This window comes from Wolbachia endosymbiont (group A) of Volucella inflata (assembly GCF_947250665.1).
GTDB classification, from domain to species: Bacteria; Pseudomonadota; Alphaproteobacteria; order Rickettsiales; family Anaplasmataceae; genus Wolbachia; species Wolbachia pipientis.
The window spans coordinates 618,258-639,511 of record NZ_OX366338.1 but is presented as its reverse complement, the minus strand read 5'-3'; the positions used below and the strand labels follow the sequence as shown (position 1 = coordinate 639,511).

General features: G+C 35.6%; 16 protein-coding genes, 1 tRNA gene and 3 pseudogenes. 10 read left to right on the top strand and 10 right to left on the bottom strand.

Annotated features, from left to right (window positions below; all coding sequences use genetic code 11):
* Nucleotides 1–285 precede the first annotated feature (285 nt).
* The 4 genes and pseudogenes from cgtA to OOK85_RS03170 all read right to left on the bottom strand — a co-directional run bounded on the left by cgtA (nucleotide 286) and on the right by OOK85_RS03170 (nucleotide 4,571).
* Nucleotides 286–1,308, bottom strand: coding sequence for an Obg family GTPase CgtA (gene cgtA / locus OOK85_RS03185; RefSeq protein ID WP_264703983.1), 1,023 nt, complete (start codon nucleotides 1,306–1,308; stop codon nucleotides 286–288).
* Nucleotides 1,296–2,570, bottom strand: a complete 1,275-nt coding sequence (eno, locus tag OOK85_RS03180) for a phosphopyruvate hydratase (protein WP_264703982.1) — start codon at nucleotides 2,568–2,570, stop codon at nucleotides 1,296–1,298. Before eno ends, cgtA begins: the two co-directional genes overlap by 13 nt.
* Before the next feature lie 80 nt (nucleotides 2,571–2,650).
* Nucleotides 2,651–2,800: pseudogene (locus tag OOK85_RS07815) on the bottom strand (WPE palindromic element domain-containing protein); the annotation flags it as partial.
* 208 nt (nucleotides 2,801–3,008) lie between these two features.
* Nucleotides 3,009–4,571 carry a UDP-N-acetylmuramate--L-alanine ligase gene (locus tag OOK85_RS03170; RefSeq protein WP_264703980.1) on the bottom strand — a complete coding sequence of 521 codons (1,563 nt, stop codon included), beginning with the start codon at nucleotides 4,569–4,571 and terminating at the stop codon, nucleotides 3,009–3,011.
* 26 nt (nucleotides 4,572–4,597) lie between these two features.
* Between OOK85_RS03170 and OOK85_RS03165 the strand changes: the two genes are divergently transcribed.
* The 3 genes from OOK85_RS03165 (at nucleotide 4,598) to OOK85_RS03155 (ending at nucleotide 9,189) form a co-directional block, all read left to right on the top strand.
* Nucleotides 4,598–5,272, top strand: coding sequence for a septal ring lytic transglycosylase RlpA family protein (locus tag OOK85_RS03165; RefSeq protein ID WP_319803674.1), 675 nt, complete (start codon nucleotides 4,598–4,600; stop codon nucleotides 5,270–5,272).
* Nucleotides 5,273–6,202: 930 nt separating this feature from the next.
* Complete coding sequence (locus OOK85_RS03160; RefSeq protein ID WP_264703977.1) at nucleotides 6,203–7,567, top strand: ankyrin repeat domain-containing protein; 1,365 nt, start codon at nucleotides 6,203–6,205, stop codon at nucleotides 7,565–7,567.
* A gap of 119 nt (nucleotides 7,568–7,686) precedes the next feature.
* Nucleotides 7,687–9,189: a type II secretion system protein GspD gene (locus tag OOK85_RS03155; protein ID WP_174515744.1), complete on the top strand. Its 1,503-nt coding sequence runs from the start codon at nucleotides 7,687–7,689 to the stop codon at nucleotides 9,187–9,189.
* 7 nt (nucleotides 9,190–9,196) lie between these two features.
* Here the strand turns inward: OOK85_RS03155 and OOK85_RS03150 are convergent, their stop codons facing one another.
* Nucleotides 9,197–10,135 (bottom strand): P44/Msp2 family outer membrane protein, encoded by a 939-nt coding sequence (locus tag OOK85_RS03150; protein ID WP_264704158.1) that lies wholly within the window; start codon nucleotides 10,133–10,135, stop codon nucleotides 9,197–9,199.
* A 67-nt stretch (nucleotides 10,136–10,202) separates the two neighbouring features.
* On the bottom strand, nucleotides 10,203–11,429 hold the full coding sequence (gene mtaB / locus OOK85_RS03145; protein ID WP_264703974.1) for a tRNA (N(6)-L-threonylcarbamoyladenosine(37)-C(2))-methylthiotransferase MtaB: 1,227 nt from the start codon (nucleotides 11,427–11,429) through the stop codon (nucleotides 10,203–10,205).
* Nucleotides 11,430–11,818: 389 nt separating this feature from the next.
* Here mtaB and gatA point away from each other — a divergent pair, with 389 nt between their 5' ends.
* Nucleotides 11,819–13,288 carry an Asp-tRNA(Asn)/Glu-tRNA(Gln) amidotransferase subunit GatA gene (gatA, locus tag OOK85_RS03140; RefSeq protein ID WP_264703972.1) on the top strand — a complete coding sequence of 490 codons (1,470 nt, stop codon included), beginning with the start codon at nucleotides 11,819–11,821 and terminating at the stop codon, nucleotides 13,286–13,288.
* Between the two features lie 867 nt (nucleotides 13,289–14,155).
* On the opposite strand, the gene OOK85_RS03135 is transcribed toward gatA, so the two are convergent.
* Together OOK85_RS03135 and OOK85_RS03130 are read right to left on the bottom strand one after the other, a co-directional pair.
* Nucleotides 14,156–14,908, bottom strand: a complete 753-nt coding sequence (locus OOK85_RS03135; protein ID WP_264702866.1) for an IS5 family transposase — start codon at nucleotides 14,906–14,908, stop codon at nucleotides 14,156–14,158.
* A 203-nt stretch (nucleotides 14,909–15,111) separates the two neighbouring features.
* Nucleotides 15,112–15,912: pseudogene (locus tag OOK85_RS03130) on the bottom strand (IS110 family RNA-guided transposase); the annotation flags it as partial.
* A gap of 70 nt (nucleotides 15,913–15,982) precedes the next feature.
* Here OOK85_RS03130 and OOK85_RS03125 point away from each other — a divergent pair.
* The gene (locus tag OOK85_RS03125) at nucleotides 15,983–16,735 is read left to right on the top strand and encodes an IS5 family transposase (protein WP_264702164.1); all 753 of its coding nucleotides are present in this window, start codon (nucleotides 15,983–15,985) and stop codon (nucleotides 16,733–16,735) included.
* A gap of 18 nt (nucleotides 16,736–16,753) precedes the next feature.
* Here the strand turns inward: OOK85_RS03125 and OOK85_RS03120 are convergent.
* Nucleotides 16,754–17,426: pseudogene (locus tag OOK85_RS03120) on the bottom strand (transposase); the annotation flags it as partial.
* A 145-nt stretch (nucleotides 17,427–17,571) separates the two neighbouring features.
* Here OOK85_RS03120 and OOK85_RS03115 point away from each other — a divergent pair.
* The 4 genes from OOK85_RS03115 to OOK85_RS03100 all read left to right on the top strand — a co-directional run bounded on the left by OOK85_RS03115 (nucleotide 17,572) and on the right by OOK85_RS03100 (nucleotide 20,064).
* Nucleotides 17,572–17,715, top strand: coding sequence for a hypothetical protein (locus OOK85_RS03115; RefSeq protein WP_236514430.1), 144 nt, complete (start codon nucleotides 17,572–17,574; stop codon nucleotides 17,713–17,715).
* Nucleotides 17,716–17,747: 32 nt separating this feature from the next.
* Nucleotides 17,748–17,963: a hypothetical protein gene (locus OOK85_RS03110; RefSeq protein ID WP_233641024.1), complete on the top strand. Its 216-nt coding sequence runs from the start codon at nucleotides 17,748–17,750 to the stop codon at nucleotides 17,961–17,963.
* A 164-nt stretch (nucleotides 17,964–18,127) separates the two neighbouring features.
* On the top strand, nucleotides 18,128–18,430 hold the full coding sequence (locus tag OOK85_RS03105) for a hypothetical protein (protein ID WP_231115838.1): 303 nt from the start codon (nucleotides 18,128–18,130) through the stop codon (nucleotides 18,428–18,430).
* 107 nt (nucleotides 18,431–18,537) lie between these two features.
* Nucleotides 18,538–20,064, top strand: coding sequence for an acyl-CoA carboxylase subunit beta (locus OOK85_RS03100; RefSeq protein WP_264703967.1), 1,527 nt, complete (start codon nucleotides 18,538–18,540; stop codon nucleotides 20,062–20,064).
* A gap of 53 nt (nucleotides 20,065–20,117) precedes the next feature.
* On the opposite strand, the gene OOK85_RS03095 is transcribed toward OOK85_RS03100, so the two are convergent.
* Nucleotides 20,118–20,190, bottom strand: a tRNA-Thr gene (locus OOK85_RS03095).
* A gap of 247 nt (nucleotides 20,191–20,437) precedes the next feature.
* Here OOK85_RS03095 and mutM point away from each other — a divergent pair.
* Complete coding sequence (mutM, locus tag OOK85_RS03090) at nucleotides 20,438–21,253, top strand: bifunctional DNA-formamidopyrimidine glycosylase/DNA-(apurinic or apyrimidinic site) lyase (RefSeq protein ID WP_010963068.1); 816 nt, start codon at nucleotides 20,438–20,440, stop codon at nucleotides 21,251–21,253.
* Nucleotide 21,254 lies beyond the last annotated feature (1 nt).

Below are 21,254 nucleotides of genomic sequence, written 5' to 3'. Positions count from 1 at the left end.
GCAATTTTCAGGTAACTTGCATGGTAGATGCAAGTAGCTGACACTGATTCACTTTATGATGGTGTCATTCCAGTCTGGAATCGAGCCTTTTCATAATCATCAAAACGTTGTATTTTAACATAAAACGGCTACTTTTATGCTTACCAACTTAATAAAATTCCTGGATCCCAGTGTCTGGGCACTGGGATGACACCCTTCTGGTGGACTCAAATCACGATGTTTGCACAGCTGTACGCTTAGTTCTGGTTGCACGCTACCATTCTTGTACATCCATAAATAGAAAATTTACGCTTTAAAAGGATCATATACATCGATTTCCTTAGAATTACTCTTTTTCAATTTTTCACTTAATAATCTTAAAATAGGCTGTAAATCACCATTAATTGATAAGCACAGCACTTCTTTATTGAGATAATTAGCTAGGTGATTCTTCTTTTCCAGAATTTCTGCTTCCCTCAATAAGTCGCATTTGTTCAGTACTACAATCTCTTCTTTTTCAACAAGATCACTATTGTAAAGTTCCAATTCATTATGGATACAACTATAAGCCGAAACAACGTCACCATGAGTTACATCGATTAAATGAAGTAAAATTTTACACCTTTCTATGTGCTTTAAAAATTTATGCCCGAGCCCAACTCCAAGGTGAGCATCAGTAATTATTCCAGGAATATCTGCTATTACAACTTCGCTATCATCCACTTTTACCATGCCTAAATGAGGTCTTACGGTGGTAAATGGATAATCGCCTACTTTTGTATCGGAATTTGAGCAGCGAGTCAAAAATTTTGATTTACCTGCGTTTGGCATGCCAATAATTCCAACATCTGATAAAACTTTTAGTTTTAATAATACATGTTTTTCTTCGCCAGGCTGACCGTAAGTAAAATGTCTTGGTGCCTTATTAGTAGAAGATTTAAAATTAGTATTTCCAAGTCCACCTTTTCCACCCTGTGCTACTTGAAATTCCATACCAGGCTTGTCAAGGTCTACTATTATCTCTTCACTTTCTTCATCAATTATTTGTGCACCGACTGGAACTTTAAGTATAACGTCTTTCCCTGCTGTGCCAGATCTGTCCCTGCCTGCACCATTTTTTCCACTATCTGCTTTAATGTGTCTTCTATAACGAAAATGAAGCAAAGTGTTGAGATTAGCGTCGCTGATGAAAACTATGTTTCCACCCTTTCCTCCATTACCACCATTTGGACCACCAAATTCAACGAACTTTTCTCGACGAAAACTTGCACAGCCATCACCACCGTCACCAGCTTTTAAACACAATTTTACTTCGTCTATAAAACCCATGCTAACCCACGATAATATTTAGCATCCTTTCCTAATGCGCTTTCTATTCTGATTAGCTCGTTATACTTCGCGAGTCTATCAGAACGCGATAGCGACCCGGTTTTTATTTGCCCGCAATTTGATGCAACTGCTATGTGGGATATTGTTGTGTCTTCTGTTTCACCTGAGCGATGAGAAATAACAGCTTTATAGCCATTTGATTTTGCCATTTCAATAGCAGCAAAAGTTTCTGTTAACGTCCCTATTTGATTTGGCTTGATCAGTACAGCATTTGCCATTTTTTCCTCTATTCCTTTGCATATCAGTTCACAATTTGTAACAAACAAATCATCCCCAACCAATTGAATTTTACTCCCCAATTTTGCAGTAAGTAATTTCCAACCTTCATAGTCGTCTTCACTCATTGCATCTTCTATAGAAATTATTGGATATCTTTCCACAAGATTACAATAATATTCAGTCAACTCTTCTGAAGTAAGATCTCTGTGTTCAAATTTGTAAATTCCATCTTCATAAAAAGTAGATGAAGCAACATCAAGGCCTAGTGCAAAATCACTTTGCGCTGAATAACCTGCTGATTCTATAGCGTATATGATCAAATCAAGTGCTTCTTCAGTACTTTCAATATTTGGTGCAAAACCACCTTCATCCCCTACATTTGTGCTATAACCTTTTTTCTTAAGAATGCTACGTAAGTTGTGGAATACCTCCGCAGATATTCTAATCGCTTCGCTGAAAGTCTCAGCACCGACCGGAAGAATCATGAATTCTTGGAAATCGAGCTTATTGTCTGCATGTACTCCACCATTAATTATGTTAATGAGTGGAACCGGCATAACACTCGTCTGCTTTCCTCCCAAATATCTATATAGCGGCATTTTGAAACTGTTTGCTGCTGCTTTTGCAACTGCAAGAGACACACCCAAAGTTGCATTTGCTCCAAGTTTTGATTTGTTTTTTGTTCCATCTAGTTCAATTAATGCTTTATCAATTGCATTTTGGTCCGCTGCATTCATTCCAATGATTTCATCTGCTATTATCCCATTTACAGCTTGAACAGCTTTCAGCACCCCCTTACCACAATACCTTTTCTCATTTTGGTCCCTGAGTTCCAAGGCTTCTAATTTACCAGTTGAAGCTCCAGAAGGTACAGAGGCCCTGCCTATTGCTCCATCACAGAGTTCAATTTCCACCTCAACAGTAGGGTAACCCCTGCTATCTAAAATTTCTCTTGCAAATACATTGTTGATTATCTTATTCATTACATTAACCCTTTACTAGATTCACAATTGTGTGCACGGAACGTTCTGTCTCGGAAGATGTTATCCCAGCGCTGTAACATTTCAGTGTATGAACATTGCAATATACAGGTAATTTGAGTAGCGGATGGTGTCATTCCAGTGCTTGACACTGGAATCCAGCTTTTACTATACAGCCACCTGGTGTGCTCATTTACGATTAAGTTTTCTGGATCCCAGTGTCTGGGCACTGGGATGACATCATTCTTAGTGGAAGTTACCCCCATATCACAACGTTCGTACAGTTGTGTGCTTCGACACTGGGATCCAGCCTTATTACACAATTTTATCATATAAATCCTCCCAGTCCGGATTCTTTTTCTCAATTAAATTCATTTTCCATATATATAATTGACTAGATTCCAGTTTGCATGACACCAGTACTTGCATTTATTCTATCGTTTAACTAGATGTTTGTATAGTTTCTGCTATGAGCTTTGCAGCTTCCTTTGCCAATTTAGCTATATTACTACCAGCACCAATAAATAATACTATATCACCTGGACTTGTCGAATCACTAATAAAATGTGAAATGAGCAAAGCATCATTCATAATTTTTGTGTTATTAAATCCATTACTGATTAAAGCTTTTTGTATATCATCAATTCCACAACCAGAAATGGGCTTATCTTCTGGAGGATGAACAGGAGTAAGGATGACATAATCAAACATCATGAAAATTCGTATGAATTCATCAAAAAAATTACGAATGCGAGCAAAACGAAGTGGTTCGATAATTCCTATTACTTTTCCTTTAGTAATCGAACGTGCAGCCGTTAAAGTTGCATATATTTCATTTGGATGATGGGCATAATCCTCAATTAACTTAACACCTTTAATATCGGCAATTAAAGAGAATCTTCTTGCTACTCCTTGAAATTCCAAAAGGCCTTTTTTAATCTCTGCATTGCTAATCCCGAGCTTTATCGCAACTGATATTGCAGCTAAGGCGTTGCTGACCTTATGCATCCCTATTGCGTTTGATAGTATTACATTTTTTATGTTTCTGGATCCCAGTGTCACGCACTGGGATGACACCCATTTTTTTTGAAACAACATCAGCGTCTTTTCCTTTTGCTCCTTCTCCTTTGTCATCCCAGTGCGTGACACTGGGATCCAGTTATTTTGAACCATACAACTATCATCAATAAACACATCAAATTCTATGCTGTTAGCATGCTGCTTAATATTAACAGCTTTAATATTGGCATCCTCAAACCCAAACATCACAGAGTTACTTGCATCATAATTAATGCCTACAGAATCAGGCAAAACTGCAAAATCTGCTTTGCTTATAAACTGAAAAAACGCATTTTTAATATTGTCGAATGTACCATAATGATCCTTATGATCGTCGTTAATACTCGTTATAACAGCAATATTTGCAGGAATTTTTAGCATAGTTCCATCAGACTCATCAGCCTCGATCAGAAAAGTGTCACTCTTTCCAAGTTTTGAATTACTCTGATACGAATTTAGTATTCCTCCTACAATTACAGTTGCATCAATATTAGAATGATCAAAAATGGAAGCAATCATAGCCGTTGTTGTTGTCTTTCCGCTTGAACCTGAAACCGCTATCACATATTTACCTTTCATAATTTCAGCAAGTATGTCTGATCTATGCAAAACGGTTTTATTGTTATTTTTTGCCGCAATTAACTCCACATTATCAGATTCTATTGCAGAAGAATGTACAACTATTTGAGCTTGGCTTATATTATTAGCATTGTGACCAATATAAACCTCTATACCTAGCTTTTGTAACTTATTTATATTGTCGTTTGATTGTGCATCACTGCCTTGAACTTTGTAATTGGAATTGTGAAGAATTTCAGCAATAGCGCTCATTCCGATTCCACCTATACCAATAATATGTATTATTCCTTTTTGAGTTTTGTTAATATTTAGCAGTAGATGTTTACTCATTACTAAATTTATTATAGTATAATTTAAAATCCTCATAGTATCGAACCCTCTTACCGAATACAATGATAAAAAACCTAACCTTTCTATGTCTAATATTTGTTTTGATAAGTAGCTGCAGTTTTAGCAACAGGTTTAACTGCACTGCAGGTCATTATAAAATTGGCAGCAGCTACACAATAAATGGTATAACTTATCACCCAAAAAACTGTAAACACTATGAAGAGATAGGGATAGCGTCGTGGTATGGAATAGAAGATCATGGCACGCTTACAGCAAATGGTGAAGTGTTTAACCGTCACTTGATCTCTGCAGCGCATAAGACTTTGCCCCTACCCTGCTTTGTTCTTGTCACTAATTTAGAAAATGGAAGAAAGCTTGTTACAAGGGTTAACGATAGAGGGCCTTTTATTGAAGGCAGAATAATAGACTTATCAGAAAAAGCAGCTCAAGTCTTAGGATTTCATAAATCTGGGCTTGCAAAAGTAAAAGTTCAATACCTAAGAAAGATGTCAGAACAATTGATACAAAATACTCCTCATTACAGAAAGCAATATGAAAAAGAAATGCAGAAACGTCACCCGAAACAAGACAGTGCAGAAAGTAAGGGATATGTTGCATTTTTTAAAAGTGCTCAGGCTGCTAAATCAGCTGCATCAAAGCTTCGCAATCAAGGAATAAAAAATGTTAGATTGCTTTTTAAGAACGATCAATATTGCGTGAAAGTGAGTTATAGGTAGTGGTGAGTGCAGAATTTGAAAGATTTGGTTAATGTAAGGAACGCTGGCTAACTATTGTAAGTTAAAAATGTGATATAAAAAAGATATCAACAATTTATAGCTATACCACCGCGATATCTCTTAGCCGCTAACACGTAGCGGAATGACGAGCTTATCGTCACGCCACCGCTAACCGTCATACCGCGATTTATTCGCGGTATCTCAGCCGCTAACAAGTAGCGAAATGACAGCAATCCTACGTCATGCCGCCGCTAACCGTCATACCGCGATTCATTCGCGGTATCTCAGCCGCTAACAAGTAGCGGGATGACGAGCTTATCGTCATGCCACCACGAACCGTCATGCCGCGATTCATTCGCGGTATCTCAGCCGCTAACAAGTAGCAGAATGACAGCAATCCTACGTCATACCGTCACGGTATCTCTAGATCCCGCTAACAAGTAGCGGGATACTTGACCTTTACAGGGATGACAGTTGTCGTTTAGCTATAAATGTTAAGAAACTTACCAAATAAAAAAAAAGGCAAGGAAACCCTAGGGTAGCTAGTATTCAAATTCTCCCTTGTCTATTTGACGTCTTTTACTGTCTTAAACACTTTATAAGCGCGTTTCGGCTTGTATAGGTAGAAACCTAAAAGTTTTATAAAGACATGAGGTGCACATAGTGCAAAAAATTAAGCATGATTTACGCCAAATACATTAAGTTTTTTGTCATTAATCCACTGCAGAGATTGCGAAGATAAATAAATAGCTTCAGTTTCATGATAAGAGGGCTGGCGGAGTTTGTCAAGTAAGTTTTTCGTTTCATCCAATGCGCTGCCAAAAGTTTGTTATGCAAGAATGCACTAGCCATTTCTCACAGATTCATTTAAACTTAATCAAGTAGGAGTATTATTAACGCGAAAAGAGTTTAATTAGAGATTTAAGTGATATGGCGCGTGAGGAAGATATAAACCAATTAGTAGAAAATGGATTTGATATTAACTCAAAAGATGCAAGTGGAATCACTCTCTTGCATAAGTTCACAAAAGAAGGCGATTTAGTTGGAGTAAAGTCATTACTAGAGCACGAAGCTGATTTTAATGTCGTAGACAACGAAAATAGAAACCCTCTGCATTACGCCATTATGCATGGACACAAGAAAGTTGCTAAACTTTTTGTTAACCAACTGACAATTAATTCCAAGGATAAAAATGGATTCACTCCACTGCACCTTGCTGCACTACAAGATGACACGGAATTAATAGATTTTTTGATAACAAAAGGCGCAAAAATTAATGAAAAAGATGCCAAAGAGGGCTATACTCCTCTTCATATAGCTTCACTATACGGTTCTAAAAAAAGCGTCCAAATTTTAATTGATAGCGGAGCAAATCTCGAATGTGAAGATAACAATTTTCGTACTCCTTTGTTTTTAACCATTTATCAATGCACCGCACATTATGACAGCAGAGCAGAAATTATAGAATATCTGATAAAGAAAGGTGCAAATATAGAAGCCAAAGATGCAGAAAATAACACTACGCTTTTCCTAGCAGCGTATAACAACAAAATGCAAATAGTAAAACTTATTGCAAAAAAACAGCAAGCAAGTAACGATAAAATTAAACTTAAAGAGTTTTTTTGCACAAAAAACAACCATGGTTTTGATGCGTTAGATTGCGCTATTGAGCATAATAATAGAAAAATGGTAACATTTCTTGTTTCAAAGGGAATAGAAGCAAACGATCAAGATTTTAATGGTAACGCTAGGCTGCATAAAGCTAGCCATAATGGTAACACTAAAACAGTTAAGCTCTTATTGAAGCTTAAGGTAAACGTTAATGCTGTTACTAAATGTAACAGAACTCCCTTGCTACTCGCAGTTAAAAAAGGCCATACACAAATTGTGAAAATGTTATTGGAAGTTAGAGCCAATATGAACATTTGTGAGCAACAAGGTTTTGCACCTCTACATCTTGCTGTTCAAAAGGATTATTTTGATATAGCTCAGTTGTTAACAGAAAAAGGTGCAGACCTTAACATTAAGTGCAATAACGGTCATACCGCAATAGATATGTTCATTAGCAAGGCTCATAGCAAAAAAAACATCGAAGAAAATTACAAAAAATTTTGTAGATTTTTGATGCTTTACCTGAAAGAGCTACATAGTAAACACAAAGCCTGTTGTATACTTTCAATCCTAGCTCTAAGCTTAACAATTATAGGCTTACCATTTATTTTCAAGCCTATAATTAAATACAGAGAAAGAAGTAAAATATATAAAAAAATTAGGGCTATGCTGGTCTACATTTAAGTACAAGAAGAGTATACAAAAAATACATAGCCAAAGCTAATACACGACAATTATCTGCTCGATGAAAATGAGATTAAATACATTTTTAATATTTTTATAGAAATCTATTAGTATAGATTTTGTATGCTGTTCTAATGGCTATTTTTAAATGCTTAATACTCCTCTTCATTATTTCTTGCACACATCTACCTACCAAGCAATATCCTATTAACATAGACAATTATAAGCACGATTATCCGTTGCAACAATATAACACCTCTTTGGAGATTAATGAACCGGCAATACCAGAAATTATGCCTTTACCAATAGAGTTTCCCGATCTCACAATCAGTAATCAGCTTATTTCTATTAATGTTAGTGAAGAAGTATCAGTAAAAGATTTGCTGATTGAGATAGGAAAACTTTCTGACGTTAACTTGGATATGGACCCAAAAATATCAGGTAATATTATTTTAAAGCTAAAAGATAAGGATATAAACGAAGTAATTCAGAGTATAGCAAATAGCGCCAAACTGCGTTACTCAACAAGTAATGGTGTAATTAGAATTGAGCAGGACTTGCCATACGCACAAAATTATTACGTAGACTTCATCAATATTCAACATTCTGCTCAAAGCAGTTTCGTCATTAATAACAATATTACTAACAGTGATGGAAGTAACGTTGATAGGGACTATAACAATGTTATGAAGTCTCAATACAGTAGTGACTTATGGAATTCATTAGAAAAAGGCTTGAATGCAATAATGGATGTTAACGGGGTGGATGATGGCGAATTCCTTTCATCCAACAGAGAAGCTGGTGTTATTATTTTGAATGCTAGGAAAGATATCCACAAAGCTGTTGAAGAATATATTAATAAGGTTAAGAAGTTAGCGTCCTCTCAAGTAATGATAGAGGCAAAAATAGTTGAAGTTGTGCTAGATGACAAATACCTTTCTGGTATGAACTTAAATGACTTACAAGATGGAACTAAGTCTATAATAAATCAAGATAACTCCATTATTAACCTAGCAATGAACTTTGGTGCAAATGATCTAGGAGATTTAGTAAAAAATTTAGACAAATTTGGCACTTCAACTGTAATTTCAAGCCCCAGAGTACATGCTATAAATAATCAGCAAGCGATGATTTCATTTACTAAAAACCATATTTATTTTACCTCCGATATACAAAAAGATACTAGAAACTCTAATCAGACCTTAATTACCAAGATGAATAGCGTCCCAATAGGTGTTGTGCTAATAATCCACCCAAGCATTAACATTGATACTAGTGAAATATTCATGGATATACATCCAACTTTATCAAGAATTAACGGCTACACTAAAGATCCAGATATAGAGTACGTCGCACAGCAGAGTAAAATGAAATTAAATAGCGACATTCCAATTGTTGAAATCAGAGAAATGAACTCTATGTTAAAAATTAAGAGCGGTGAAATTATGGTAATCGGCGGGCTTATAGAACATAGAGAAGATAAGCAAAGCTTATTGCATCAGAAATCAAAAAGGCTAGCGAATAATATTAGAACAGTAGAAACTGTCATTTTTTTAAAAGCAACAATCGTACCAACATTTGGTTTGTTAGATAGAAAAGATAAGAATTTATATATATATTAAATTATCACTAAAAATTAAATATCAAACCAACTTCAATATTGTGAGTAGATATGTCATCTGCAACAGGTATCGGAACGCTAAAGTAACGATAGCCGAGAAAGGTTTTGACTTCTGGGATTATTGAATAATCAACACCAAGTTTTATTTGATAAGCAAACCAAGGAACATTAAGTGGCATTGAATTTTGGGGTGACCCACTAATCCTTTTTAATCTAAAAACTGTTGGCCCTATACCAAGACCGATGTACGGAGCAAATTGTGTACCCTGAATGCTGAGATTATAATAGAAGTTTAACAAAAACGCAAATACACTTGCTGATTTATTAAATACCGGAGGAGAATTACTATTTTCAATATTGACTTTAGAATACATGGTTTCAAAATCAACTCGGCCATTTTCTCCAGCATAGTAACCTAAAGATATGCTGTTAAGCCACTGGAAATCAATTTTACCATCAAATTGCTGTATACTTTTAATTTCATTTGCCACTATATTTTTTATTATAAAACCATAATGACTTTCAACTAAAGTTAGGACTCTTTTTCCTATTTCTTGTATACCCTTTACAAATGTTTCTGAATTATCATGGTATACCTTACCACCGTTAGCGCTAACATAAAAATCAAGTTTTTTTGATTTTTCTTTTGTAGGCTCAGCTTGATCTGCAATACGTGACCACATATTTTTCTGATTAGCTACTTGGAGAATAGAAGGTTGTTCAATAGGACTACTTTCAAGTTCTTGATATTTTAAATCATTTATTAGTATTTCTTTTTCAGTAACCTCTTCAGAACGTATTACACTTTCATTATTATCTGTTTCTAATTTTAAGGGTTGTGCTTCAATAACCTGCTCAATGTGTGTACTATTACTAATATAAGTAATAAAAAAATAGACACATGGAATGAAAATTAAAAATAAAGCAATAGATATTTTAGTTATCACAAATGAACCCATAATTATCATTTATAGTATAACTACTATATCATATATTTCTTTAATGTACAAAAAATTAAGGTAAGATACTTCCAATTAAATAACCATTTTCCATTCCTATAACGTTAGCTTTTACAATACTTTTAGCCTGAACCTTTGATGTAAGCTTTACTAATGCAAAATTTTCTGTTCTACCGATATAATTTTGCTCAACCAGAACGCTTTGCTCGGTGCCGAGCAAAGATTGATAAAAATTGCTCATCATTTCTTTATTTACTTCTCTTAAATTTTTTACTCGTTCTTTACGCACATTCTCTAGTACTTGTGGCATTCGTGCAGCAGGTGTATTTTTCCGCTCTGAATATGGAAAAGCATGTAGGTAAACTATATTTGTTTTTTTCAGTAAATCAACTGTATCCTGAAACATTTCATCAGTTTCTGTTGGAAATCCAGCAATAATATCAGCGCCAAATGCTATATTAGGCCTCAAGCTCTTCATTTTATGACAAAATTCTATCACTTGTTCTCTGTTGTGACGACGCTTCATTCTCTTTAGTATTAAATTATTACCAGATTGTAGACTCAAATGTAAATGAGGCATAAGTCTTGACTCATTAGCTATTAAATCCATTAATTCGTCGTCAACTTCAGCAACATCGATAGAGGAAAGTCTTAGCCTCTTCAACTCTGGTATATCCTTTAAAACTCTCCTAATCATTGAACCAAGTGATGGCTTACCCAACAAATCTGTACCAAAGTCAGTAATATCAACCCCTGTAAACACTACTTCTTGATATCCATTTTCTACAAAGATCCTGATTTGCTCTATAATACTGTTTATTGGCACAGATCGATTATTCCCTCTTGCCTCAGTAATTGAACAAAATGTGCAGCTATGATTACAACCATTTTGAATTTCAATAAATGCCCTTGACTTATCTTCAAATCCATTAATTAGAACAGGTTCTACTTGGTTATCACTGACCAAGATTTTATCGTCATTTAGTAAGTAATTTTCAGCTTTTAGCTTATCTTGATTACCGAGCACTTTACTTACACCAGGAATGCTACTGTAAACTTCTGGATCCAACTGAACAGCACAACCAACTACGATAATTTCTTTATTTGGATCATTTTTGTAAATCTTACGTATCTTTTGCTTTACCTGACGTTCTGCTTCGTTTGTCACTGCACAGCTATGCACCACAACAACATTTTCTCTCTTTGCTTTTTTTAATGCTTCTTTGATTAACTCGCTCTCGTAAAAATTTAGACGACAACCAAATGTTATCACTTCATTCATGTTAGTATTTTTTGCTTTAATAGACCTAAATTATATCAAATATCCAAGTAAAGTCTCTTGCATGACTATTTTTTTGTAAATAAATGCTATGCAAGCAGCAGACACTGGGATCTCAACGATTTTCACTCAGACACAGTATCACTCCTTTGCTTATTATAGTCTTTTGACCTTTTTAAGATACAATCCGGATTGGATACTGAGTTGGTGAGTATAAAAGTATAGCTTCTACGTCATACCGCTGCGGTATCTCTTAGCCGCTAACAAGTAGCGGGATGACGATTGTCGGTGAATCTAAGTTACCTTAGCTACATTTCTAGCTGTAACTATAAATGTATGGATTTTTTATCGTGCCATGTTATAATTAACGTCTTGCTAAAAATTAAATATTGATGAATGAACTAAGAAAGTTAAGTATTACACAAATGCATGACGGGCTCAAAAAAAAGAGTTTTTCTGCCGTTGAACTCGTAGAGGCGCACATCAGTGCGGTTGAAAATGAGAAATTAAATGCATTTATAACAAAAACCCCAGAGATAGCAATGAAAGCTGCTAAAGCTGCAGATGAACATTTCTCTAGGCAAAAGGATGATTTAATCTCGCCGCTCATGGGTGTACCAGTTGGCATCAAAGATCTATTCTGTACAAAAGGAATAAAAACAACAGCATGCTCAAAAATGCTGGAAAATTTCGTTCCGACTTACGAATCTACGGTGTCTGACTTGCTTTTAAAAAGTGGAGCAGCCATGCTCGGTAAGCTTAATATGGATGAATTTGCTATGGGTTCTGCGAACACAAATAGCTATTTTGGCCCTGTTGAAAATGTGTGGATTAGAAAAAGTGATGGGGAAAAAGTTGTTCCTGGTGGATCATCTGGTGGATCTGCAGCATCGGTTGCTGGATTTTTATGCGCTGGAGCGTTAGGGAGCGACACCGGTGGATCTGTACGCCAACCAGCAGCTTATTGTGGAGTAGTTGGAATAAAGCCAACTTATGGAAGATGCTCGCGTTTTGGTATGATTGCATTTGCGAGTTCTCTGGATCAAGCAGGAGTCATTACTCGTTCTGTCTCTGATTCAGCATTAATGCTGGAAGCAATTTGTGGCTATGATACAAAAGATTCAATATCGAGCGAAAAGCCAGTGCCTAAATTTTCTAGCTTTATAAATGGTGATGTCAGGGGTAAGTGTATTGGTATACCAAAAGAATATAGGATGGATGGAATTTCAGAGGAAATAGTTCATAATTGGGAAAGAGTTGCTTCCTATTTAAAAGAAAATGGCGCTGAAGTTGTTGACATTACTCTGCCACATACTAAATATGCAATACCAGTCTATTATTTAATCTGTTCTGCTGAAACTTCATCCAATCTTGCTCGTTACGATGGTGTGCGTTATGGATTAAGGGTTGATGCTGATACCCTTGAAGAAATGTATTCACTAACAAGAGCAGAAGGTTTTGGTAAAGAGGTGAAAAGAAGAATTTTAATTGGCGCTTATGCGCTTTCTTCAGGTCATTATAATGAATATTACGAAAAAGCGCAGTGCATTAGGGCATTAATCAGAAATGATTTTATAAAAGCGTTTGAAAAAATAGATTACATACTTGTGCCATCTGCTCCAACAGAAGCTTTTGGCTTAAATGAAAAGCCAGATCCGCTAATTATGTGCATCAATGATGTGTTTACTGTACCGGCAAGTCTGGCAGGACTGCCTGCTATTTCTGTTCCTGTTGGGCTCTCCAATGAGGGTTTACCACTTGCCTTGCAAGTGATTGGAAATTATTATGACGAAGCTGGAATATTAAATGTGGCAAGCGTGATAGAGCAAAATTGCGGCAGAATAATTAGACCTCTTGCATAATCTATTTTCTGATAGTAATTTTTGCATTAAAATTTGCTTACGCTCCTCAACGTACTCTATGGTTCCATTTTTAGATGAATAGCAAAAACAGGGTATATTAATCTGTTTACAAAATTTTCGTGTAACAGTTCACACTTAATTAAACAGACTGAATTCTGTAATTTTGGGATGTTGAAAAATTTACCTCACGTTGTCATTCCAGCGCATAACGCTGAAATCCAGATTTATAGAAACGAAAAAACTTGCTTGACACATTTTGCCAACCCCCTTATTATGGCATTAAGGGTATTTATGACTCAAAACTTGTTTTTGACCTGCAGGCTCAATGACAAAATTCAGTAAAAAACTCAGGGTATCTTTTGGCGGATTACATAAAATTATAGCGGCTGCATGTCTTTTAAAATTTTTCTACATTCAGCCAAATCGCGCTTAAACTAAGCGTCAGCACATTATTACAGCGCCAATTTAAAGTATTAGAGAGTCAAAACTCGCACTACGGGGTTTCTTTTGCCTTTTTTTTTATTTGGTAAATTTCTTAATATTTATAGTTAAACGACAATCGTCATACCGCTACGTGTTAGCGGCTAAGAGATACCGCGGCGGTATGACGGTTAAGTATCCCGCTACTTGTTAGCAGGATCTATGCTAAGATATCGCGAATGAATCCAGTTATCTAAGTGGAGAAAGTCACCTCTCCCCACTCGACTTCAAAACCGGACTTGTGACTTTCACCACATCCGGCTTCTCTCTAACTTGGTGTTTGTCATACATACTTCTCCATGTAATTAACATTTCAAAGCTTGGTAAATTTGTTTTTATAGGTTAAATACAGCATTCTCTATATTACTAGGCTCTGTGGACAAAATTTTAGAGAAGCCATACAAGAGCTCCAACAAAATTGAGAAAACCCATAAAAACCTCAGCAGTTTTATCAAATCTGGAAAAAATGCGCCTAAAATTTTTAATTTTACCAAAAAAACACTCAATCAAATGACGTTCTTTGTAGATATGCTCATCGTAATACCTTTGCACTTTTCGATTCCGTTTTGGCGGAATAACTACTGTACATCCCTTGTCTTCAAGACTTGTAACAAAGGCATTGCTATCGTAGCCCTTGTCAGCTACTACAGTAGAGTTATAGATACTTTCGGTCAACACTTGTGCCTGCGTAATTTCATTTCTTTGACCAGGAGTCAGAGTAAATTTAAGTGGATTTCCAAGTGCATCGACAAGCGCATGTATTTTAGTTGTAAAGCCACCTTTGCTCCTCCCTAAAGCTTCTTGATCCTTGGAGTTTTTTGTATATCCAGATGAACATGGATGGGCTCGGATGATCGTACCGTCGATTATAGCAACTTCTAAATCAGGCTCTTGTTTAGTATATTCAAGCAATTTTTTCCAGACATCTCTTTCACACCATCTTTTAAATCGCTTATGTATATTCCTGTAATTACCATAAGTTTTTGGTAAAAGTCTCCATTGGCAACCACTTCGCACTATGTACCACACTGCCTCTATGAATATTCTTAAACATTTTTCATCTTTGCTGTGCATTCCTTTTACGCTTTTTATGAACTCTAAAATTTGTTTCCAATTTTCCTCTTTGATGTAATATTGCATATGGTAGTTTCTCCATTTTTTACCTATTAGGCTAAACTACCATCTTTTTCTCTCTTTTCATATTTTTTGTCCACAGAGCCTAGTTTACTACAGAAAGAAATTTATATCAAACAACTACCACTGCTTAGACCGTATGGTTGATGAATATGTGCTTTAAATTTGTGTGGGCGCACATATTCATCAACCTATTTTCTATACAGATTTTAAAAATTTACGTTGACTGCTTCTTTAAGTCTTGCATTAGCAATCACTATAATTTTACGCATTAGAGCTGTTATAGCTACCATCTTTTTTTTACCTCTACCAATGAGATCAGAATAAAAAGCACCAAGTACAGATTTAGACTTTGCAGCAGCCATAGCAGCAGTAAAAAGCTTTGCACGAACATTGCTTCTACCACCTGTTATCCTTCGGTAACCAATAGTTTTACCGCTTTCTTTTGGATGCGGGGCAACTCCAGCAAGACTTGCAACTTCTTTTTTGTTTAAGTAGCCAAGTTCTGGCATCAGGCATACAAAATCTTGAGATAACTTGATACCTATTCCCGGTACTGTTCTAAGTATTTTTTGGCGCTTTTGTAACTCTAGATTTTCATCAATGATTTTTTGTATTGCATTATTGATCTCATTTATCTGACCGTTAAAAAAGTCAATGGTTTTTTGGCAACTTTCTTTTATATGCTCGTTTTCAGGTGCTTTCAGTCTACATTTCTCTTGAACTCTCATTTGTGTAATGTCATCACGTCGTTGACAAAGTGCAACTAAGGCTGTTTGTTCTTTTGACATAGGCACAAATAGAGATAGAGTACTATAGCATTCACATCCATATTGAGCAAGAGCTCTTGCATCTGATTGATCAGACTTTGCTAAAGTTCCATGAGATATGACAAAGCTTTTTACTTTGCGAGTATTAGCTCGATGTACAGCAACATTCTTATCAACAAGAAAATGTGCTAAGCCAAGCTCATATTTTCCAGTGTTTTCCAAAGTTACTAGGCTCTGTGGACAAAAAATATGAAAAGAGAGAAAAAGATGGTAGTTTAGCCTAATAGGTAAAAAATGGAGAAACTACCATATGCAATATTACATCAAAGAGGAAAATTGGAAACAAATTTTAGAGTTCATAAAAAGCGTAAAAGGAATGCACAGCAAAGATGAAAAACGTTTAAGAATATTCATAGAGGCAGTGTGGTACATAGTGCGAAGTGGTTGCCAATGGAGACTTTTACCAAAAACTTATGGTAATTACAGGAGTATACATAAGCGATTTAAAAGATGGTGTGAAAGAGATGTCTGGAAAAAATTGCTTGAATATACTAAACAAGAGCCTGATTTAGAAGTTGCTATAATCGACGGTACGATCATCCGAGGCCATCCATGTTCATCTGGATATACAAAAAACTCCAAGGATCAAGAAGCTTTAGGGAGGAGCAAAGGTGGCTTTACAACTAAAATACATGCGCTTGTCGATGCACTTGGAAATCCACTTAAATTTACTCTGACTCCTGGTCAAAGAAATGAAATTACGCAGGCACAAGTGTTGACCGAAAGTATCTATAACTCTACTGTAGTAGCTGACAAGGGCTACGATAGCAATGCCTTTGTTACAAGTCTTGAAGACAAGGGATGTACAGTAGTTATTCCGCCAAAACGGAATCGAAAAGTGCAAAGGTATTACGATGAGCATATCTACAAAGAACGTCATTTGATTGAGTGTTTTTTTGGTAAAATTAAAAATTTTAGGCGCATTTTTTCCAGATTTGATAAAACTGCTGAGGTTTTTATGGGTTTTCTCAATTTTGTTGGAGCTCTTGTATGGCTTCTCTAAAATTTTGTCCACAGAGCCTAATATAAAATCAAAATCTAATTCGCCAGCGTTCCCATAGCTTACTATAATTTCTTTTTTGCAAGCGAAAAATAAAATCTACTTCCAAATCATAATGCTGCTGAATGAATTTTACTGAAGACGATCATAGATAAATAATTTGATTTAATAAACGCATTTGAGTGATAACTTCGGGTAATTGCTCTGCCGCCAACGTTTGTTCACCTATATTCCAAGCTGCAAGACGAGCACTACAAATCAGCGAAGTACACAAATCAACAAACAAATTGCCAATGGCGGCATTGTGCCTGTTGTTCCATTTGGTTCAAACTCGGATACAATTTCCCCAGAGCTGGGTAATCTCATACCAGAATCATCTGCTGCAATAAGTCTATAGCCTCTCCAACTCAGGTTCATCCTGATAGGCTGTTTGGATGCTTAAATTCTTGAAAGCCTGTATGGCAAATCTTATACCTTGCTTTAGAAAAAGCTTGCTTTGAGGGTACATGTCAATGGCTCCATAAGTTCACATTCTATTCCCAAACTTTTTTTAACTAACTTTAAAATCATAGAAAATACTGTCGAAAAAGGAAGTTTTCTTGTTCGTGTAAAACTCAACACAATGGATTTTCTGAAAAGTTTTCGAGTATATTATATTTTTAATTTGTAGAATAAGGTTTTTTCCTTTTTGCATACTTCACCTAAAAAGGACACATTTTAGACTTCTTTGTTGAAATAAAACAGAAACAAAAGTGCTGTCCCTTGCACTCTTTGGATAATTTAATGATAAAAAATTTAGAGAGAAATTTTATACACAATCTCTGACATTTTTCCTTAAGTTGACGCCATTGCCTGAACACTTACCTAATGATGAAGCTATCGAAAACATAGCAAAGAGACTTCAAAAATCTATAGACGATGCAAAAAAGCACAAGGTCATGTTTAGTGTTGATGTATTCCAAGGAGAAAAAAGTCATCAATAATAGATTATTCGATACTGATCTTATACCACCTCATGGAGCAAGATAAAAATGTTACTGAGACTGGAAAAGAAAAACTACGGCCTCTTATGTTAGAAATGTTTAATCTAGTTTCAACAGGCACTGATGTGAGCCAAGAAGTTCGGAGATTATTGCCAGAAGATATACTGAAAGAACGCGGCGAATATTTGTCACGTCTAAAACAAATTGTAAGTGATAGTATTGAAAATGACAAAAAAAAGGAATTGTAGTAGAAAGAGATAATAAATTTTATTATGTACAGTGTCCAGAAAAAAGTGTGATCACTCCTGCAAAATTTATGAACTCCCCGGAATTTAAGGACTTAGAATATGGTGCATTGCGAATGGGAGAAGGAGATAATCTAATCTGAATAAAAAGCTGGCAATATCATGATATGCAAGGCAAAGTAAAAATGACCTTTAGGGTAGGCGATGAAAAGATCGAAATGATTTTATCTTCTGAAAAAGCTGAAAGTTTTGGTAAAATAATGGTACATATGGATGACAAAAGTTGTGAAATCTTCTCAAAGTACCTAAAAGAGCTAGAAAAAGAACCTCGTATAAGCAAGGTTGTTGAAGCTGCTAAAAGTTTTGCACAAACGAAAAGCAGTGCAGTTAGTCCACCTCTTTCTAATATGAAAAGTGTTGACACATCGCAACATTTTCAAAGTAGTGACCATGAATCACCAGAGCATTAACAATTATCATACATACATTGTTGCATATAGCAATAGTGTATGTGTATAGTTAGTAGGGTTTGTAAACTTAATAAAGTCTACAACTAATTTGAAAACTACTTTATTGTATGCAAGACTTTAAAATACTAGAAAATCTAAAAACCAAAGCACTAGAAGCTGAAAAAGGAGGCGGTTCTGACAGGATTACCAAACAACATGAAAAAGGGAAATTAACTGCTAGAGAAAGGCTCAGTATATTGCTCGATGAAAGTTCTTTTGCAGAATACGATAAATTCGTAAAACATCATGCAAATGATTTTGGCATGCAAAATGCTAATTTTTTAGGTGATGGGGTAGTGATTGGTCATGGTACTATTTATGGCAGAAAAGTTTTTGTTTATTCTCAGGATTTTACTGTCTTTGGTGGTTCACTTGGTGCGTCACATGCAAAAAAAATATGCAAAATTATGGATATGGCAATTAATGCCAGAGTTCCAATTATCGGACTAAATGATTCTGGTGGAGCCAGAATTCAGGAAGGAGTAAATTCTCTTGCTGGTTATGGAGAAATTTTTCAAAGAAACGTAAATGCATCGGGTGTTATACCACAAATTTCTTTAATTATGGGCCCATGTGCAGGAGGTGCAGTTTATTCCCCAGCATTAACTGACTTTACTTTCATGGTGAAAAACAGTTCATATATGTTTATAACCGGGCCAGATGTAGTAAAAAAGGTTACCTACGAAGATGTAAGTTTCGAAGACCTCGGTGGAGCAAAAATTCATACAAGCAAAACAGGAGTAGCGGATTTTGCATTCAATAATGATGTTGAAATGCTGCTAAAAATGCGTGAATTCTTTACTTTCTTACCAGCAAATAATCAAGAATCACCAAAATCTGCACCAATCTGTAATGATGTTAATGATATTGATGAATCCTTAAATACTCTAATTCCTACCAATCCTAATACTCCTTATGATATGTATGAACTCATTGAAAAAGTTTGTGATGAAAGGAATTTCTTTGAACTGAAACCTGATTTTGCTCGTAATATCATAACTGGTTTTGGTAGAATTGGAGGAAATACTGTCGGTATTGTTGCAAATCAACCTATGCACCTTGCAGGATGTTTGGATATTGATTCTTCAAGAAAAGCTGCGAGGTTTGTAAGGTTTTGTGACGCATTTAACATTCCGATCATCACACTTATTGATGTTCCAGGATTTTTGCCGGGTACAAATCAAGAATACAATAATATAATACAACACGGAGCGAAACTGCTTTACGCTTACGCTGAAGCGACCGTGCCGAAAATTAGCCTTATCACTAGAAAAGCGTATGGTGGTGCATACATTGTTATGAATTCGAAACATCTAAAAGGTGATATAAATTATGCCTGGCCAACTGCTGAAATAGCTGTGATGGGCCCTGAAAGTGCAGTTGAGATTATATTTCGACACGAAAAAGATCAGCAAACGTTAATTAAAGAATATAAAGAAAAATTTGCTAACCCATTTTTTGCTGCATCATATGGATACATTGATGACATTATAGTGCCAAGTAAAACAAGGTATCACTTTTGTAAAGCATTAGAGCTACTCAAAAACAAGAAGGTAGAAAGGATATGGAAAAAGCATGACAACTTACCTCTGTAACTTTCTTCTAAGCCTTGCTTACAAGTTATGCAATATTATAAGTATAATCAGTGTGCCGTTACCAAGACTCGAACTTGGGACCTCGTCATTACCAATGACGTACTCTACCACCTGAGCTACAACGGCAAGTTTATATATTATGATAATGAATAACACAAAAAAGAATAAGGAAAAAGAAGAGGAGAAAAAAAGATTAGCGAAAGCTTTAAAGCAAAATATTTTGAAAAGAAAAAAGCAGCAACAGAGTAGACAGAGAACCCTTTCAAAACTCGTTTGTGGTGAGGAATTTTTAGGAGAAAGCACCGCAGAATACTCGAATGTATTTGAGAACGACAAAATTACCATCAGAAACTTAAGTTTTGAAGGAGGTATCATGCCAGAACTACCGGAAGTGGAAGTAATCTCTAATTTTTTGCTTGATAAAATTAAAAACAAGCAAATCAGTAATGTTATAGTGAATAATTGGAATTTACGTGCCCCAATAACAAAAAATATTGATGATATGCTAAAGGGCAAAGTCATACGCAACATCAAGCGTAGAGGTAAGTATACCATCTGGAATACAGATGGTAGTGTGGCTGTAATTATACATCTTGGCATGAGCGGAAAGCTTATATATGCTGACCACGATCAAATGCGGAATAAGCACGATCACGTGGTATTTTTATTTTCCGACAATACTTCAATAATTTTTAATGACCCAAGAAGATTTGGATTAGTTATCGTTTTAAATAAAGAACAAGAAACGGATTTTTTTAGCGATTTTGGAATAGAGCCCCTCACGGATGAATTCAGTGGAGACTATTTACAGGAGTTGCTGAAAAACAAAAAAGTGAATATCAAATCAGCGTTAATGGACAATAAATCAATAGTTGGCGTAGGCAACATATATGCTTCTGAGAGCTTGTTTAGAGCCCGTATATCACCACTCAGGTCAGCAAAAAACTTGACCTATAGAGAGTGCGAAAAACTTGCTGCTGAAATAAAAAATACTCTGAGTGATGCAATTGCTGCAGGCGGTTCAACACTGAAAGATTATGCACAGCCATCTGGATCTGCTGGATACTTTCAAAATAACTTTTACGTATATGGTAAAGTTCAAAAACCTTGCAAGATTTGCAATAATATCATAACACTTATACGACAAAATGGCCGTAGCACTTATTTTTGCAACGCGTGCCAGAATTAAG

Coding starts and splice junctions, on each gene's coding strand:
- cgtA (WP_264703983.1), bottom strand. CDS start 1,308: ATGGGTTTTATAGACGAAGTAAAATTGTGTTTAAAAGCTGGTGACGGT.
- OOK85_RS03170 (WP_264703980.1), bottom strand. CDS start 4,571: ATGAGGATTTTAAATTATACTATAATAAATTTAGTAATGAGTAAACAT.
- OOK85_RS03160 (WP_264703977.1), top strand. CDS start 6,203: ATGGCGCGTGAGGAAGATATAAACCAATTAGTAGAAAATGGATTTGAT.
- OOK85_RS03135 (WP_264702866.1), bottom strand. CDS start 14,908: ATGCAATATTACATCAAAGAGGAAAATTGGAAACAAATTTTAGAGTTC.
- mtaB (WP_264703974.1), bottom strand. CDS start 11,429: ATGAATGAAGTGATAACATTTGGTTGTCGTCTAAATTTTTACGAGAGC.
- OOK85_RS03105 (WP_231115838.1), top strand. CDS start 18,128: ATGCAAGGCAAAGTAAAAATGACCTTTAGGGTAGGCGATGAAAAGATC.
- eno (WP_264703982.1), bottom strand. CDS start 2,570: ATGAATAAGATAATCAACAATGTATTTGCAAGAGAAATTTTAGATAGC.
- mutM (WP_010963068.1), top strand. CDS start 20,438: ATGCCAGAACTACCGGAAGTGGAAGTAATCTCTAATTTTTTGCTTGAT.
- OOK85_RS03125 (WP_264702164.1), top strand. CDS start 15,983: ATGCAATATTACATCAAAGAGGAAAATTGGAAACAAATTTTAGAGTTC.
- OOK85_RS03110 (WP_233641024.1), top strand. CDS start 17,748: ATGGAGCAAGATAAAAATGTTACTGAGACTGGAAAAGAAAAACTACGG.
- gatA (WP_264703972.1), top strand. CDS start 11,819: ATGAATGAACTAAGAAAGTTAAGTATTACACAAATGCATGACGGGCTC.
- OOK85_RS03165 (WP_319803674.1), top strand. CDS start 4,598: ATGATAAAAAACCTAACCTTTCTATGTCTAATATTTGTTTTGATAAGT.
- OOK85_RS03100 (WP_264703967.1), top strand. CDS start 18,538: ATGCAAGACTTTAAAATACTAGAAAATCTAAAAACCAAAGCACTAGAA.